At 41.4% G+C, this 16,091-nt stretch carries 12 protein-coding genes; 9 read left to right on the top strand and 3 right to left on the bottom strand.

Going from position 1 to position 16,091, the window contains the following annotated elements; genetic code table 11:
- Positions 1-9: 9 nt before the first annotated feature.
- The 3 genes from IGI96_RS03360 to IGI96_RS03350 are packed head-to-tail and all read right to left on the bottom strand — an operon-like array spanning position 10 to position 3,852.
- Complete coding sequence (locus tag IGI96_RS03360; RefSeq protein ID WP_005234181.1) at positions 10-1,461, bottom strand: response regulator; 1,452 nt, start codon at positions 1,459-1,461, stop codon at positions 10-12.
- Complete coding sequence (locus IGI96_RS03355; RefSeq protein WP_086337949.1) at positions 1,458-3,227, bottom strand: sensor histidine kinase; 1,770 nt, start codon at positions 3,225-3,227, stop codon at positions 1,458-1,460. Before IGI96_RS03355 ends, IGI96_RS03360 begins: the two co-directional genes overlap by 4 nt.
- The gene (locus IGI96_RS03350; RefSeq protein WP_010749870.1) at positions 3,196-3,852 is read right to left on the bottom strand and encodes a DUF624 domain-containing protein; all 657 of its coding nucleotides are present in this window, start codon (positions 3,850-3,852) and stop codon (positions 3,196-3,198) included. The genes IGI96_RS03355 and IGI96_RS03350 overlap by 32 nt, the downstream gene beginning before the upstream one ends.
- Before the next feature lie 264 nt (positions 3,853-4,116).
- Between IGI96_RS03350 and IGI96_RS03345 the strand changes: the two genes are divergently transcribed.
- The 9 genes from IGI96_RS03345 to IGI96_RS03305 all read left to right on the top strand — a co-directional run bounded on the left by IGI96_RS03345 (position 4,117) and on the right by IGI96_RS03305 (position 15,813).
- On the top strand, positions 4,117-5,427 hold the full coding sequence (locus tag IGI96_RS03345) for an ABC transporter substrate-binding protein (protein WP_086337950.1): 1,311 nt from the start codon (positions 4,117-4,119) through the stop codon (positions 5,425-5,427).
- 188 nt (positions 5,428-5,615) lie between these two features.
- Positions 5,616-6,575: a carbohydrate ABC transporter permease gene (locus tag IGI96_RS03340; RefSeq protein ID WP_016608843.1), complete on the top strand. Its 960-nt coding sequence runs from the start codon at positions 5,616-5,618 to the stop codon at positions 6,573-6,575.
- A 3-nt stretch (positions 6,576-6,578) separates the two neighbouring features.
- Positions 6,579-7,412 carry a carbohydrate ABC transporter permease gene (locus tag IGI96_RS03335; protein WP_086337951.1) on the top strand — a complete coding sequence of 278 codons (834 nt, stop codon included), beginning with the start codon at positions 6,579-6,581 and terminating at the stop codon, positions 7,410-7,412.
- A gap of 75 nt (positions 7,413-7,487) precedes the next feature.
- Positions 7,488-8,654 (top strand): glycosyl hydrolase family 28 protein, encoded by a 1,167-nt coding sequence (locus tag IGI96_RS03330; protein ID WP_438784826.1) that lies wholly within the window; start codon positions 7,488-7,490, stop codon positions 8,652-8,654.
- 261 nt (positions 8,655-8,915) lie between these two features.
- Complete coding sequence (locus tag IGI96_RS03325) at positions 8,916-10,112, top strand: IS110 family transposase (protein WP_077454773.1); 1,197 nt, start codon at positions 8,916-8,918, stop codon at positions 10,110-10,112.
- A gap of 151 nt (positions 10,113-10,263) precedes the next feature.
- On the top strand, positions 10,264-10,680 hold the full coding sequence (locus IGI96_RS03320) for a hypothetical protein (RefSeq protein WP_438784825.1): 417 nt from the start codon (positions 10,264-10,266) through the stop codon (positions 10,678-10,680).
- A 421-nt stretch (positions 10,681-11,101) separates the two neighbouring features.
- A complete protein-coding gene (locus IGI96_RS03315; RefSeq protein WP_086337953.1) occupies positions 11,102-12,355 on the top strand; it encodes a glycoside hydrolase family 28 protein in 1,254 nt (417 codons plus the stop codon).
- 51 nt (positions 12,356-12,406) lie between these two features.
- A complete protein-coding gene (locus IGI96_RS03310; protein ID WP_086337954.1) occupies positions 12,407-13,924 on the top strand; it encodes an MGH1-like glycoside hydrolase domain-containing protein in 1,518 nt (505 codons plus the stop codon).
- Positions 13,925-14,298: 374 nt separating this feature from the next.
- Positions 14,299-15,813, top strand: coding sequence for an extracellular solute-binding protein (locus IGI96_RS03305; RefSeq protein ID WP_086337955.1), 1,515 nt, complete (start codon positions 14,299-14,301; stop codon positions 15,811-15,813).
- Positions 15,814-16,091 lie beyond the last annotated feature (278 nt).

The following is a 16,091-nucleotide window of genomic DNA, read 5'->3' as shown; positions in this document are numbered from 1 at the left end:
GAAGAAACGTTAAGAGAGAAGGGCTTTTTCTTGTTGCTTCAAAAATTTCTTTGGTGTCATACCAGTAATCTTTTTGAACGTTTGAACAAAATATTCAGGCGCATTGCTAAAGCCCGTCATCGCTGCCACTTCGTAGACTTTGTAGTTTTTCTTCAGCAGTTCTTGTGCTTTTTGGATGCGGTATTCGGCTAATTTTTGATTGAAGCGAATCCCGGTTTCTTTGTAATAGGTTTTTCCTAAGTATTCAGGATTCAAGTACAAAAGATGGGCTGCGATCCATTTCAATGACAATGCTTCATGGTCATAATATTCTTCGATGATCAGGTTGACCTTTTGGGACAGCTGCATGTTCTCGCTATCATCTAAGCTGCCCCGCATCAAATCGATACAGTGAAGCAGCATAAACTGGAGTTCGTGCCAATTATTCAAGAGCATGATCTTTGGGGAATAGTCATCAAAGTAAATGTCTTTTTTGATGCGATGGTTTTCAAAAATTGCCGATAACAAATCGTTGACCTGCAGCCGCAATAGTTGGACAGGGTAAAGCTCCATGCGACAGGTAGAAAAAAAGTTTTCCGTAAGAACTTGGGCTAAAGTCAGTTCGCCTTTGTCGATCAATGCCAAAAGTTTTTCACGGTATTCCATATAGAGACTATTTTCATAGACATTTTCTTGTGAGATTTGGGCTTCTTGGATGACTTCAAAGGTATCAAAATAAAACTCCTTATCCAAGTTCCGCTTGCCTAAATGATAACTGAGTAAAAATTTTTCGGGAGTTTCGACCCAGCAATTGATGGCGATCCCTTTTCCTAGATGCGCAGCCTGTACCTTCGTTTTAAAAAAGAGATTAAAGGTATTTTCCGTACTGAAGTTCAGGATATAGCCAACTTTGTTTTGATGACCGATCACCAACTCGTGATGGTTCTCATAGCTTTCGATCCGCTTAGCGATGGCGTGATAGAATTTCGAATCAAATAAGTACATACAAAATGGAAAAACGAACGATTCAGGCAGCGGTTCTTCTCCGCAGCTATTGATGTATTGTTCAATTTGTTGTTTTAAATAGAGGGTAGATTCCATTTGGCGACGTTCAGAGCGTTCGATCGTCTCAGCCAACGCTTCTGAAAGCTTGCTCGGAAAAACAGGTTTTTCAAGGAAAAATTTGACCCCTAAAGCCATCGCTTCTTTGGCAAAGGAGAAGCTGCCAAAACCTGTCAAAATAATGATTTGAATCGCAGGATTGATGGCTTTTAATTTTTTGATCAAGGCAAGTCCATTGACTTTAGGCATATTGATGTCGGTAATCACGATGTCGATGGTGTTTTGCTGACAAAATGCCAAGGCTTCTTCACTGTCTGTGTAAATTCCTTTGACCACTAATGGGAAATCAAAAGAAGCAACGAGGTTAGCCACACCATTTGCTATCAAGGGTTCATCGTCAACAACGAGGATATTTTTCATGTTTCACTCACTCCTTTTAAGGGGATCACAAAGCGCACCGTCGTCTTTTTGAAGGGAATCGAGGAGACGATGGCTAACGACGCTTGATCACCATAATGCAGTTGCAATCGTTTTTGAATATTGGTCAATCCGATGCCGCCTTCTTTTTCAATCGAGAAGTTGGCTTTAAAACCAGGGCCATTGTCAGAGACACTGACTTGGAGAAAGGTTGCTTGTTGTTCAATCGTGAGGATGAGTCGACACGTTTCCTTCATATCATTGACGGCGTATTTAAAGACATTTTCAATCAATGGTTGAATTAGTAACTTAGGAATCTTAAAGGACAGGTCATTCACCAAAATTACTTCGATATACTCGATCCGTTTCCCGAAGCGAACGTTTTGAATATTGATATAGGCATGCACGATATCTAACTCATCTTGCAGCGTCGTGAAGTCAGACTTGGTATCGATTTTTTTACGAAACAAATAGGCAAGGGAGGTGACCATCTCTGAGATCTGCCACTGCTGATTTTCAATGGCGATCCAGTTGATCGAGTCTAACGTATTGTAGAGAAAATGCGGATCTAATTGCGCTTGCAATCCCTTAAATTCGATTTCTTGGGACAAAATACGCATTTCATAATTGTCCTTGATCAAGGCATTTAATTCATCGATCATCGTATTGTAGCTTTCGTAAAGGACCATGATCTCTTCTTGACTATTTTCTGGGACAGCGAGGGTCTTTAAAGAGGCCAGTTTTTTCGTTTTCCGCAGAACGGCCATTTGCGAAGCCAAGTCAGCTAAAGGACGGGTCAGCTGATTGCTTATTTTCCGAATCACAACAATAATCAAACATAAAAAAGGCAAACTCACAGCGATGGAAAGGCCTTGTAGTTTATAAAGATCCGCTAAGACTTGGTTTTCAGGCAGTAAATAAATGAAGGTCATATTCGGCATCGTCTTCCGATCCATTGCATAGTAGTACTGGCGATTATCAAACGTCATGGAGCCGATCGATCGCTGGAAGGTTCCTATTTTTTGCTGCAAGGTATTTTGATCCGCAGCGAGGGTTTGCTCGTCATTTGCGGTACTATAAAATTGGTTCTGATACGCCATGAAAAATTGGTTTTGTTCAGAGACAATGGGAAGACTTTCGATCTCGTTACGAAAGAAGGACGTATTGACTAGAAATATCACCGTACCAATATAGGTTAAAGAAAGATCGGCTGTTGAATAGATTTTTCGCAGGTAGACACCTTGAGAAAGGTCTTTTGCAAAAAACCAACTCCCTTTGGCAGGCTTATCGGGCAAAGTCTCGATCATATCTTTGATGGTTTGGCCATTAAAGATATGGTCGGTCTCGGCTAGAAAGTTGATCATGTTTTCGTTCGTTGGGGTAAAGAGATAGACGTTTTGAATCGTTGATTCATTGCGTACGAGGGCGTTGATTTCTGCACTTAAGGCATTCTTTTGGTCGATCGCCTCTAAGGATTGCAAGGAATCTTGTGCCAAGATCCTTTGTAGGCCATTTTGGATCGGTGCACTATCAATAATGCGAAAAGAGAGGGTTTCGACGGCAGTTAAACGTTTGGCGATATTTGTTGAAATGATCGAGACATCTTTATACGCGGCTTCTTTCAGCTGCGCCATGTAGACTTGTCGCCAAACTAAGGTCAGGAGAACAGCCAATGAGACGATAATTGCCACCGTCGCAAAAAAGACAAAATGTAACTGTCGCTCAAAAGGCTGCTTTTTAAAGTGATTGATCAGCTTCTGGGACTTCATGGACACTGCCTCGCTTTGCTTGCAATTGTTTGGTTTTTTCAATCATCTGACCATGAAAAAATTCAGCGAAAAACAAGAAAATCACTAGTCCAAAGACGAGTAACAAGGAGGTTTTGGCAGTCAATAAGAGAAACAATAAATACCAGGTAAACAACAAGGCAAGGCCTTGCAGTGGGTAGCGAAAGACTAGAAAGATACTGACGTACAAGGTCTGTTTCCAAGCGTGTTGTTCGGCTTTGGCATAGGTCATAAAGCTGATGAATGCAGTGTAAAGGAGGAGAATCGTTAAAAGTAAATAGACAGGGCGCAGCCAAGCCATTTCAGTCGGGAAAAAATGAGTAATCCGTAAGTTAAACAACAACAGGAGTACTGTACTCAATAATCCGATGCCAAAAAGGGAAAAGGTGCGAAAGGCTTGCTTGTAGGCTTGCCAGAAGGCAACAGCTGAATAGTCATGGCCAGTTTTACGAAAATCATGTAAACATTTAATCGTGACAGCGGTGGCAGGACCGAAGCCAAAAATCCCCAACCCTAAAAGGGTAAAGAAAAGCCATAAAAGGTTTAATTTAGCAAAATAAGCTGTTACCGTAAAAAGACGAAACAGTCCGGTTTGTATTTTTTTCATTGTTTCCACCTACCTTGTTTTTTGAAAAGTAAGCCTTTTCAACGCTAGTATAGCATAGTATATTGGAAAAAATAGAGCATGTCTGTTTTTTTACATTTTTCATCTGTTTTTCTATTTTTTTCTAGCTATTGCCCGTGAAGGCTTAGCCTTCAGCAAAAACGACAGTCTAGTTTTTCACATATTTGCTCTTGTTTTTTCATTTTTATTAACGAGGATTTCCATTACAATCACCTTGTAAGCGCAAACAAAAAGGAGTGTAGAAGAATGAAGAAAACTTTTTTAAAAGCAGCGAGCTTGTTGTTTCTTGGTGCGACCTTAGCAGCTTGTGGCAACAACGGCAATAGTAGCGGAAGCTCAGAAGCTGATGCAGATGGGAAAACGACGATTTCCTTTACCTGGTGGGGCTCAGAAGTCAGACACGAGAAGTATATCGAATCGATCAAAGAATTTGAGAAACAAAATCCTGACATCAAAGTTGAATATGAATATGGTTCTTGGGATGACCATTGGAAAAAACTAGCAACAAAAGCGGCTTCTGGAGAATTACCTGATGTGATCCAGATGGATGTGCAGTACATTGCGCAATATGGAACGAAAAATCAATTAGCAGATATGTCGGAATTTATCGGCAATGAGATTCAAACCGATGATATCAAAGAATCAATTTTAGCAACTGGCGAGTTAGATGGAAAAGTTTTTGGCATACCAACTTCTGTCAATACGATGGCGATGCTCTACAATCCCTCATTGGTAGAACAAGGGGGCACTGGGATCGACTTTAGCAATTATACCTTCGATGACCTTGTAGAAAGTACGGCAGCGATCGCTGAAGCAACCGGTGATTATGGTTGGAATGATAACAATGACAACAGTACGATTTTGCAATACTTTTTACGTACTAAAGGCGAAGATCTATACCAATACGATGCAGACGGCAAACCAGAGATCGGTTTTACCAAAGAAAACTGGATTGAATTTATGGGGGCTATCGCAGATCTTACGCAAGCCAAAGCAATGCCAACCGCAGAAGTGACTAGCAATGCCAACAGTATGGATCAATATCCGTTTTCACAAGGAAAAGCAGCCTATATGATGACTTGGTCCAATCAATACTTGACCTATAAGGCCTCCGCCGCAGAAGATGTCGAAATCAACTTGGCTCGTCCATTCGACTCAGAAAACGGGGCGATGGCGTATCGACCAGGGTTCTTTTATTCGATCGCGAATGCTTCTGAATCAAAAGAAGCAGCTGCGAAGTTTGTTGACTTTTTAGTAAATAGTGAAGAAGCCAATAAGATCATCGGTACTGAGCGGGGGATTCCTTCCAATGATGCCATCAAAGAATTGCTTTATGCCGACATGACACCAGAAGAACAAGAGTCCTCTGATTTCTTAGATGATATTGCAGACATCGTTGGTGATCCATCCCCAATCCCACCAATTGGGTTTGCTGAAATCAACACGTACTTTAAAGAGCTGTACGCAGAGATCACTTATGGCACCATGACACCAGAAGAAACTTATGATGCCTTTACGCAACGCTGCGAAGAAATTTTTGCAGAAAACTATCAATAAGCATAGCTGCGACGCCTTTACTGACTTTTTCAGTAAAGGCGTTTTTTTAGGAGAAGCAATGGAGGAAAAAATATAGGTCCTCTAGTTTTTCACATTTCTGTGCTTTTTTTTCTATTCATTCTTAAGAAGCACTTCGTTAAAATCAACTTGTAAGCGTAATCAACTATAGGAGGTAGGAAGTGAAAATTATGGAACTACAATCAAAATCACCCACGGCAAAAGAGCCTGGGAAACTCAAAAGCTGGTTTAATCGATTACCAGAATCAAAACAGAATATGGTTACAGGCTACTTATTTATCTCACCCTTCATCATTGGCTTTTTTGCTTTTATTATCGTCCCGATGGGGATTTCTCTTTTTATGTCTTTTCATGACTATGATTTATTGACAGAGGCGCAATTTGTTGGCTGGAATAACTTTAAGACGATTTTTACGAATGATCCCAAGTTTGTTCAGTCACTGACTGTTACGCTGAAATATGTTGTGTTGGCAGTCCCTTTACGGCTGATCGTCGCATTAGCAGTGGCGATGCTGATCAACCGCCCATCGAAATTAAGCGGCGCTTATCGGGTATTATTTTATATCCCTTCGATTTTAGGTGGGAGCGTGGCGGTCTCGATCATGTGGCGGAATCTTTTTGGCGATTCAGGGTTGATCAATGGCGTGCTAGCGGCGATCGGCTTAGACCCGATCTACTTCTTTAAAAGTCCTGGCTTAGCGTTGATGACCTTGATTTTATTAGCAGCGTGGCAATTTGGCTCGTCGATGTTGATTTTCTTATCCGGTTTGAAAAATATTCCGAAAGATTATTACGAAGCGGCAGAAATTGATGGGGCAGGGAAAATCAGACAGTTTTTCAATATCACGGTTCCAGTCCTGACGCCAATCATCTTTTTCAATCTGATCTATCAAACGATCATGGCCTTTTTGACGTTTACACCTGCGTTTATCATTTCGAATGGGACGGGTTCACCCCGTAACGGCACGTTAGTCTATTCCTTGTACATGTATCAACGAGCCTTTACCGATTTCAAAATGGGCTATGCTTCAGCCTTAGCGTGGATTTTACTGGTCATCGTTGGGTTGATTACGATTCTGTTGTTCGCAACATCGAAATTTTGGGTGTTTAAAGAAAACGAGGAGGTTTGATTGATGCGTGAACAAAAACAAAATTATTTCTTTGATGCCGTGATCTTAGTTGCTGCATTACTGATGCTTTATCCGATTTTCTGGCTGCTGTTTAGTGCCTTTAAACCTAGTAGTGACATTTTTCGAACGGCAACGGAGTTGATCCCCCGAAACTGGACGTTAGAAAATTTTACCAAGGGGTTTGAAGGGATCGCAGGGATTCCCTTCATTCGCTATATTTTCAACTCGTTGCAAATCGCGTTGATTTCAATGGTAGGGGCGGTCTGTTCTTCGGCTGTCATTTCTTATGGATTTGGTCGAATTCCTTTCAAAGGAAAAGGCTTTTGGTTTGCTTGTATCTTGGTCACGATGATGCTGCCGCAAGAGATCATCATGGTGCCTCAGTATCTTTGGTTTAATCAATTAGGCTGGCTTAACTCGATTCGTCCGGTAACCGTTCCTTCATACTTCGGACAAGCTTTCTTTATTTTCATGATGGTTCAATTCGTCTCTGCGATCCCGACAGATTTAGATGAAGCAGCAAAAATGGACGGCTGTGGACGGGGCGGTATTTTCTTCCGCGTGATTCTACCGTTGATGAAGCCTTCCTTGGCAAACGCTGCGATCTTCTCTTTCTATTGGAAATGGGAAGAACTGATCGGACCGATGCTGTACCTTACACGTCCGCAAAACTACACGGTATCGATTGCCTTAAAGCAGTTCCTAGATGCTAGCAGCACCTCCAATTGGGGAGCGATGTTCGCGATGTCTGTGGTCTCCTTACTGCCTGTGTTGATCATCTTCTTTATTTTTCAAAAATACATTGTTGAAGGCATCAGCACGACTGGTCTTAAATAATTGTGGAAAAAGATATTCGCTGTTTTGGAATATCTTTTTTCTATTGAATGAATTCGTTGAAGAAAGGACAAACCGATGGAACCATTTCAAGTAATTGATTTTCATGTCGTACCAAGCACGATCGGCGCTCATCAAGCGACCCTTATTTGGGAGAAGCCGCTGCACGCTCAAGCTATTTTTGGTTATCAATTGTTTTTAGACAACGATTTGATCCAAACCAGACCAACAAACAAGACGCATTGGACGTTGACAAACTTATCTGCCGATCAAACGTATCAAGTAACGATCATCTGCCTCGATCATCAGGGGTGCCTGCTTACAAATACCGCAGTCACGACGACCTTTCGTACAAAGAAAAAAAGTGTTGTGTTAGATGTTACGCAAGCACCCTACCATGCTGATAGCGCAGGCAAAGAAGATAGTACCGCCATTCTCCAGCAAGCGATCAACGATTGCCCTAGCAATGGCACTGTCTGGATCCCAACAGGGGCGGTGATCCTTTCTGGTGCGTTGGAGCTAAAAAGCAATATGATTTTTCAGGTAGATGGCACATTGCAAGCAAGCCTCGACATAGAAACGTATCGGGTTGCCCCTCACGAGTATTTAGGAAGCGTGAATCAAGAGGGCTTACCATTAAGCCGTTATGAAGGCTGGGAATTGTTTTGCTTTCGTTCATTGATCAACATTGGGTATATCGATCAAGGCGATCGAGGGCGTATCGTTTGTGAAAATGTCCGTCTTTGTGGCAAAGGGACGATCATTGGTGGCGGAAATCCATTAGGACTGGCGATGCGAAACCCTTATGCAGATCGTGAACAGTATCCAGAATATGTTTCTGATGGAAAACCTGGAAGACGAGTAAGGGGACGTTTGATCTGTATGATGCAGGCCAAAAACATCCATTTGACAGAGCTGACGTTGATTGATCCACCATGCTGGACTGTTCATATGATTTACTGTGACACCGTTGTGACCCATGGGGTGAATATTCAGTCCAAAGGCATCGACAATGGCGATGGTTGGGATCCAGATTCTTCGCAAAACTTGCTGATTTTTGACACCGTTTTTGATACGGGTGATGATTGTATCGCAATCAAATCTGGCAAAAATCCAGAAGGAAATCAGATCAATAGACCAGCGAAAAATATTCGGCTGTTTGATTTGGCTATTCGTGGGGGACATGGCATCGCGATTGGTAGTGAGCAATCTGGTGGCGTCGAAAATATCTCCTTGTATATTTAAGATACTCAATTAATCAGCTATTCCGTTTTAACTAGCTGTTATTTTGTCTATAATTGAGCTAGACGCTATGGACTAGTATAACCTCCACCAGATTCCTTTGGAATACTGTTGTCGAAAGGCTCTGGCCACAGCTCTTTGTCACATTGTTAATAAGTTTGTTAGCGCATGACATCTGTTCGTGACGCTTGATTGATCACAAGGTTACATAGGCAAAGAGTAAGTGGAGCATAGCGTAAATTTTATCTGTCAGGAGTGGTCCTTATGTTGTACGTTGGAATAGATATTGCCAAGCACAAACATGACTTAGCGATCATTGATACTGAAGGAACGGTTTTTATCCGTCATCTTCAGATTGAAAATAATCGTGAAGGCTTTACGAAGCTTCAAATGACGCTTGCCAATTTGCAGAAAACAACCGGCGAAGAGATTCAAATCGCCTTAGAAGATACCGGTCATTATTGCTTTAATATCTTACGCTTCCTTCGGACGCAAGGGTACCCAACTTATAGCTATAATCCATACTTAATTAAAGAATTTGCCAAAAATCAAAGCTTACGAAAAACCAAAACCGATAAAAAAGACGCCATGACGATCGCTCGTAAATTACGAGCAGATCTTGATAAACAATCATTTAGTGCGAACCCCTCAATGATTGAGCTGAAATATTTAACCAGACACACAGCTAGATTAAGAGAGGACTGTACTCGAAAAAAAGTGAACTACACACGCATTTTAGATATTCTCTTTCCAGAATTAGCACCTTCTTTGGGTTCTTCTTCCGCGAAGTACCAATCCTATGTGTACGCAATCTTAAAAGAATACCCCTCTGCTAGAAAATTAGGAAATGCACACTTAACGAAGTTGACCAATCTCATTTCAACGCACTCAAAAGGTCACTTTGGAAAAGAACAGGCCGTCAAGCTCAAAGCACTCGCGCAAACCTCTATTGGTCAAGAGTCGCCAGCGTTAGAATTTGAACTCCTTCAAACTATTGATGCCATTCAGTACCTTACAACTATGAGAGACAAAGCCGAGAAGGAAGTTGCTCGATTAATGAGTGAAATCGATTCACCTATTTTAACGATTCCTGGCATTGGTTTTAAATTAGGGAGTGTCATTCTCGCCGAAATTCGAGATATTAATAATTTCCGATCGCCGAATCAATTGCTTGCCTATGCAGGCGCAGAACCTTCCATCTCTACGTCTGGAATGAATCAGACTGAAACTGGTCGAATGGTCAAACGAGGTTCCTCTCAGCTTCGCTGGGCATTGCATGAAGCCGCCAGACTCATGTCTATTTGGTCTCCGTCTATGCGTGTCTATTTCCAGAAAAAACTAGCAGAAGGAAAACACTACAATGTCGCAATCAGTCATGTTGTTCGAAAACTGGTACGAATCATTTATCAACTACTGAAAGATAATAAGCCTTATGAGGAGCAGAAAATGATTGTTAACTGATCTTTTCAAAAATCCCCTTTGCCTAAGGGTTCTTTGTCATGCCTTCAAATAATGTCAAAACTACGTTATTCAAACTTTTCATTTTGTGCTTGACTTAATATAGTTTGTCTTTCGAGATTGTCAACTGACCAATACGCTTTATGGGCTAGAATTGAAAGCGCAGAATGATCGTGGTGGCTATATTCGTCAAGTGACGATCACCGATTGCCTGTTGGATCGTTTCATGGCTCATCCTGTTGCTTACAATGCCGATGGTCAGGCAGCCCAACAGTTACCGATCATTTCGGGTATTTTGGTCAAGAATACCCGTATCGTAGGGCAGAACCCTTTGGTCGAGCTAAAAGGGTTTGTCGATGAACAAGCACAGCAGGTTTCACCGATCCAACGCGTTGCTTTTGAGTCAGTTGCCTTTGAATCAGCTAAAGGGCAAAAGAAAATGATTTTTGAACAGTGTCAGGAGGTCAGCTTTAAAGAGGCAGCGATCATTGATCGAGCGGCCATAAGTGACGCAATAAGTTGCCAAGAAACAGTCGAACTATCCATGGTGGGACAAAAGAAACTCACGTAGAACAAGCTTTTGAAAATGATCTGCGTTGGTTCTCCCAATGAGAAACAGTTAGTTAAGCACCTTATTTCCTCCCTTGACAGGTTGCGCCTTTTTGCTTTTGTAGACAAAAAGGCGCATTTTTCTAACAAGAAAGGACGATGCAAAAAAAGACGATCCCCAGAAATCAAAAAGGACTTTCATTTCCCGATAAGGGGACTATAGTAAAGAATGTAGGGAAAAGGACGCCAGAAAGCACATGGGAGAAGACAACGAGATGTGCCAAGAGGAACGCTTTACTTGATGGACAGCGCCAGTAAGAAGCACTCAGTTCTATCCAACGAAATGATAGATGAAAAAAGGTTGGCGATGCGCAATTTTTACAATCATGGGTATCGACAAACCTATCAACAGCTTAAAACAAAAACGTAGGAGGCAAGCAAGAATGGAAGACATCACGCAATTATTGCAACGAGAAATTGACCAAGCATCAACTGTGCAGGGAACAGTGATTACACCACCCGGCGCCTATCAAATCGGCGCATTGTTTTTAAAAAGCAATGTGCACTTGATTGTCTCAGAGGATACGATTCTGTATGGTAGTCAAGAACTGGCCGATTATCCCGAAGTAGATAATCGGGTCGCAGGGATCAATATGAAGTGGCCTGCAGCGATGATCAATGTTTTTCACGCAGAAAATGTCATGATCTCTGGAAAAGGAAAACTTGATGGTCGTGGAGAAATATGGTGGCAAACGTTTTGGGGAACAGATGAAGCCAGCGGGATGATGGCGGATTACGCAAAGAAAGGCTTACGCTGGGCAGCAGATTATGATTGCAAGCGCCCACGAAATATCCTTGTTTATGAAAGTCAGCAAGTAACCATCAAAGGCATTTCGTCGGTACAGTCGGGTTTTTGGAATACCCAAATCACGTATTCTCACCACATATTGATCGACGGCATCACGATAGACAATGGAAAAGGGCCTAGTACTGATGGCATCGATATTGATTCCTGTGAAGAAGTCACGATTCAAAATGCCTACATTTCCTGCAACGATGACAATATCTCGATCAAGGCGGGACGTGGGGCAGAAGCCTTAGCCCAGCAAAGAAGCTGTCGGAAAATCACGATCAAAGACTGTCAGTTAGGGTATGGTTCAGGAATTGCCATTGGTAGTGAAACTTCGGGTGGGATCGAAGAGATCAAAATCCAAAAAGTCGTCTTTGAGCAAACTGGCGCAGGGTTTCGGATCAAATCCGCCAACAATCGAGGTGGATTTATACGCAAGGTCACTGCTTCGGATTTAACGATGAAGGATGTTGGCTTTCCTTTTCTCTTACAAACAAATTGGTACCCAGATTATAGTTATCCAGAACTGCCAGCTGATTATGAGGAAGAGATTCCCGACTATTGGCACAAATTGATGGTACAACCAGCTATTCCAGTAGGTCCAGCAAAGGTCTGCGACATTACTATTGAAAACGTGCAAGCTACCAAAACAGGACAACAAAGCGTGCGTGCTTTTTTCATCGAGGCCAGCCCAGCAGAACCGATCCGCAATCTAACATTAAAAAATCTTTCCATCCATGCCGACGAGTTCGGCAAGATTGCAGGGGTTGAGAACTTAAAGATGGTGGAAACGATCGTCACTGCGTTAGCGCCAACCTTGGATCAAAATGATGTGTATGAGCGGTAGTAGAGAGACAACGAGAACGTACATCGCTAAGTAGGAAAAGAGAGGGGCACAATGAGGGAAAATTTTATAAAGAAATATATTGATACATTTAATCACAATGATGAAGAACTTTATTCTCAATGTATATCAAATGCTGACGCAGAAACCTGGATGATGCAAAACGTCCCAGTATTTACATGTAATCAACCATTATTTGAAGAAGCATATTATTTTCGATGGTGGGTATTTCGGAAGCATCTGAAAGCCACACCAGAGGGAACGATCATAACTGAGTTTTTACCACCCGTTCGTTGGTCAGGACCATACAATTCCATCAATTGTGCTGTTGGACATCATCTTTCCGAAGCTCGTTGGTTAAAATGTGGTCGCGAACTCATTCACGAATATGTTGATTTTTGGTTTAAAGGCAGTGGAAATCAGTATGCCTATTCGTCTTGGATCATTGATGCGATCAAAAATTATGCGATTCTTTGGTCAGATGCTGAGTATGGTGTTCAGTTATTACCTCATTTGGTAACCTTTTATCAAGAGATCGAAACGCATCATCTGACTCGTTATGGTTTGTTTTGGTCAAATGATGACCGGGATGCCATGGAGTGTTCTATTAGTGGTAGCGGATTGAGGCCAACATTAAATAGTTACATGTATGCCAATGCCTTAGGAATTGCCTATTTTGCCGAGCAAGCAGGTGATTCTTCACTTGCTAAAGACTATCGAAATAAAGCGTCACTTTTAAAACAAAATATAATAAAGTATTTATGGGATTCTGAAGAAGAATTTTTTAAAGTGATTCCCTTAGAGGATAAAGATGCGCAAATTGCAACATTTGACTTTAAACAAATACCAAAGCAACACAATGTAAAAGAATTGATTGGCTATCTCCCTTGGCTCTTTGGTATTGCCGAAGATACTCATGCGAGGGCTTGGCGCTATTTGAGTGATCCCATGTGTTTTCACGGTGAGTATGGTCTGACTACAGCAGCCAGAGATCATCTGTGTTATAACTTACCCAGTGAGAAAAATCATGAGTGCCTTTGGAATGGACCATCTTGGCCGTTTGCCACAACCCAAACGATCAATGCAATGATAGCCTCACGTCAAAACAAAAATAGTTCACTTAAAGCAACAGACATTTCACGAGAATTGCTGACCTATGGGAATAGTTTTTATCGAAACAAAGCAGATGGGACAAAAGTCAATTGGCTTGATGAAAATATTGATCCAGATACAGGAGAATGGCTTTCCAGAAAAATTTTAAAAGACCAGAACTGGCCCATAGGAAAAGGTGGCTATGAACGTGGAAAAGATTACAATCATTCTGCTTTCAGTGATTTATTCATTCGTGGATATTGTGGTATTCATCTTTCTGATGAGGGACTGCTGACGATCGATCCAATTAAAGATACGACGCTTGAGTATTTTTCTTTTGAGGATTTGCCGATGAAAGGTGATTTTATTTCTGTCTGGTATGATCGATCAGGAGAACATTTTGGCAAGGGCGTAGGCATTACGGTATTGATCGATGGCAAACACTATCAGAGTAAAAATAAGATTGAAATCAGTTTGTAAAGGACCAAGAAATTGGTCTTTTTTAATTTGAAAAATTTACAGCCTAATTGGTTTGGTCACAAGTAACTTCTTAAGAGAATGTGCTACTTGAGTAAGAAAGATCTGTCCATCTATTTAGAAGCATAGCATGAAATTAGAGACGGATAGAGAAAAGAGAGCGAAGATTTTAAGCCAAGAGCCAGTGCTTCAGATGTTCTTACTTTTTTTGGAAAGGGAAGACTCAGCAGATCGTTGTCAACAAACCCCTACCTAGCCATATATCAACGATTAACAAAAAATGTCAATTGCTGGAAATCCTGCTTTTCGTTATGCTTTTGGTATTGAAAGCGGTTTATTTAATCGGGCTCAACAACAAAATCTAAGGAGGAAAAGTAGTGAAAAAATTAAGTACGATTCTTGGTTTGGGGTTACTATCAGTCGCTTTTTTGTCGGCATGTGGGAAGGAGGAAGCAGGTTCCACAACAGATTATGATACGATTTCGATTTTATCGCCGTACATTGAAACTGAACCCCCTGCAAGTGACAACGAGATTTTGAAGCAATTAGAAGCGTACACTGGCAAAAACATTGATATTACCTGGGCACCCAATACATCCTACGAGGATAAAATGAATATTACGTTAGCTTCAGATGATATTCCAGAAGTGATGGTCATTCAAGGAAAATCAGGAGGATTTATCAAGTCAGCAGAAAATGGCGCTTTTTGGGATTTGACCGACTATTTAGCTGATTATCCTAATCTCTCTCAATCTAACGAGGATGTTTTGCGTAATTCTTCTGTGAATGGCAAAGTGTACGGAATTTATCGGAAACGTGATGCGATGCGGACGGCGGTGATCATCCGAAAAGATTGGTTAGAAAACTTAAACTTAGATGTACCAGAAACGATCGATGATCTCTATGAGGTTGCCAAAGCATTTACTGAGAACGATCCCGATGGGAATGGTGAAAATGATACGTTTGGTTTGATTATTCCCCAATGGCCTGGTTCGATCAATTCAAATAGCCCTTACGATGTGTTAGCTACTTGGTTTGGGGCAGGAAATGCTTGGAAAGAAATAGACGGCACTTTAGAGCCATCCTTTATGCAACCAGAATACCTAGAATCAATGCAATTTGTTAAAGACATGGTGGAACAAGGCTATGTCAATCGTGATTTTGCAACCATGGCAGCAGATAAATGGGATGAGCCGTTTATCAATGGACGTGGTGGGATCATTATTGATACGTATTCACGAGCAGCACAAATCAGTAATAAATTATTGCAAGCTGGAGAAGAAGACCTCGTCGTCTTTACAGGGAATTTAAAAGATAATAGCGGTACGATGAATGCGTTACCGACAGATGGCTATTCTGGTTTCTTGGCGATTCCTAAGTCGAGTGTCCAGACAGAGGAACATCTAAAAGAGGTGTTGACGTTCCTTGATAAATTAAATGATAAAGAAGCACAGGTGTTGCTGAACAACGGAATCGAAGGAATCAATTTTGAAGTAGTGGATGGAATGTCCGTCGCACTAGAAGGATCAGAAGCTGAAGCGTTAGCCAATGCGGTCAAAGGGTACTCACAAATTGGGATGAATGTAACGGAAGATACCCTGTACTATATTGCTAAGCCTGATACAGAAGCGGCTACTGAAAGCTATGAAAAACGATTGTCACTGATGGAAGCTGATTTAGAGCACGCTGTCTTTAACTCAGCAGCCTCCTATAATACAGATACGTATGTAACAAAAGGGGCACAGCTTGATCAGATCATTAGTGATGCGCGGGTTCAATTTATTGCAGGACAAATCGATGAAGCGGGTTGGGAAGCTGCGATCGAACTTTGGAAGAATCAAGGAGGCACGCAGCTGATGGAAGAAACGAATGCCCTTCATCAAGCACAATAACGACAGTCGAAGAAGGTTGAGTGGATCTTGCTCTCAACCTTTTTCTTTTTCAATAATTTTTTTCAGCTAATTATTCAGCTAATAAAATGGAGTACTATTCAGGTGAGACGAGACAGGTAGTAAGAAATCAGAAAAGAAAAAATGGAAAAAAACAAGTGGAAACCCTAATCTAACGCTTGATATCAAGGAATTCAAAAAAAGTCAATTGTTAGAAATGTAGGTCAAGTTTACTATGAAAAGAGAAAAGTAGCTCATATACGCATAAAAGGAGAAGAAGA

Origin of the sequence: Enterococcus sp. DIV0421 (assembly GCF_051713745.1) — a bacterium.
In the GTDB taxonomy this organism is placed as follows: Bacteria; Bacillota; Bacilli; order Lactobacillales; family Enterococcaceae; genus Enterococcus_D; species Enterococcus_D casseliflavus.
This window is presented reverse-complemented; position numbering and strand designations above follow the sequence as displayed.

What these genes read in the sequence shown, in the direction of transcription:
- IGI96_RS03355 (WP_086337949.1), bottom strand. Translation starts at nt 3,227, where the DNA reads ATGAAGTCCCAGAAGCTGATCAATCACTTTAAAAAGCAGCCTTTTGAG.
- IGI96_RS03335 (WP_086337951.1), top strand. Translation starts at nt 6,579, where the DNA reads ATGCGTGAACAAAAACAAAATTATTTCTTTGATGCCGTGATCTTAGTT.
- IGI96_RS03360 (WP_005234181.1), bottom strand. Translation starts at nt 1,461, where the DNA reads ATGAAAAATATCCTCGTTGTTGACGATGAACCCTTGATAGCAAATGGT.
- IGI96_RS03345 (WP_086337950.1), top strand. Translation starts at nt 4,117, where the DNA reads ATGAAGAAAACTTTTTTAAAAGCAGCGAGCTTGTTGTTTCTTGGTGCG.
- IGI96_RS03315 (WP_086337953.1), top strand. Translation starts at nt 11,102, where the DNA reads ATGGAAGACATCACGCAATTATTGCAACGAGAAATTGACCAAGCATCA.
- IGI96_RS03325 (WP_077454773.1), top strand. Translation starts at nt 8,916, where the DNA reads ATGTTGTACGTTGGAATAGATATTGCCAAGCACAAACATGACTTAGCG.
- IGI96_RS03310 (WP_086337954.1), top strand. Translation starts at nt 12,407, where the DNA reads ATGAGGGAAAATTTTATAAAGAAATATATTGATACATTTAATCACAAT.
- IGI96_RS03340 (WP_016608843.1), top strand. Translation starts at nt 5,616, where the DNA reads ATGGAACTACAATCAAAATCACCCACGGCAAAAGAGCCTGGGAAACTC.
- IGI96_RS03330 (WP_438784826.1), top strand. Translation starts at nt 7,488, where the DNA reads ATGGAACCATTTCAAGTAATTGATTTTCATGTCGTACCAAGCACGATC.
- IGI96_RS03350 (WP_010749870.1), bottom strand. Translation starts at nt 3,852, where the DNA reads ATGAAAAAAATACAAACCGGACTGTTTCGTCTTTTTACGGTAACAGCT.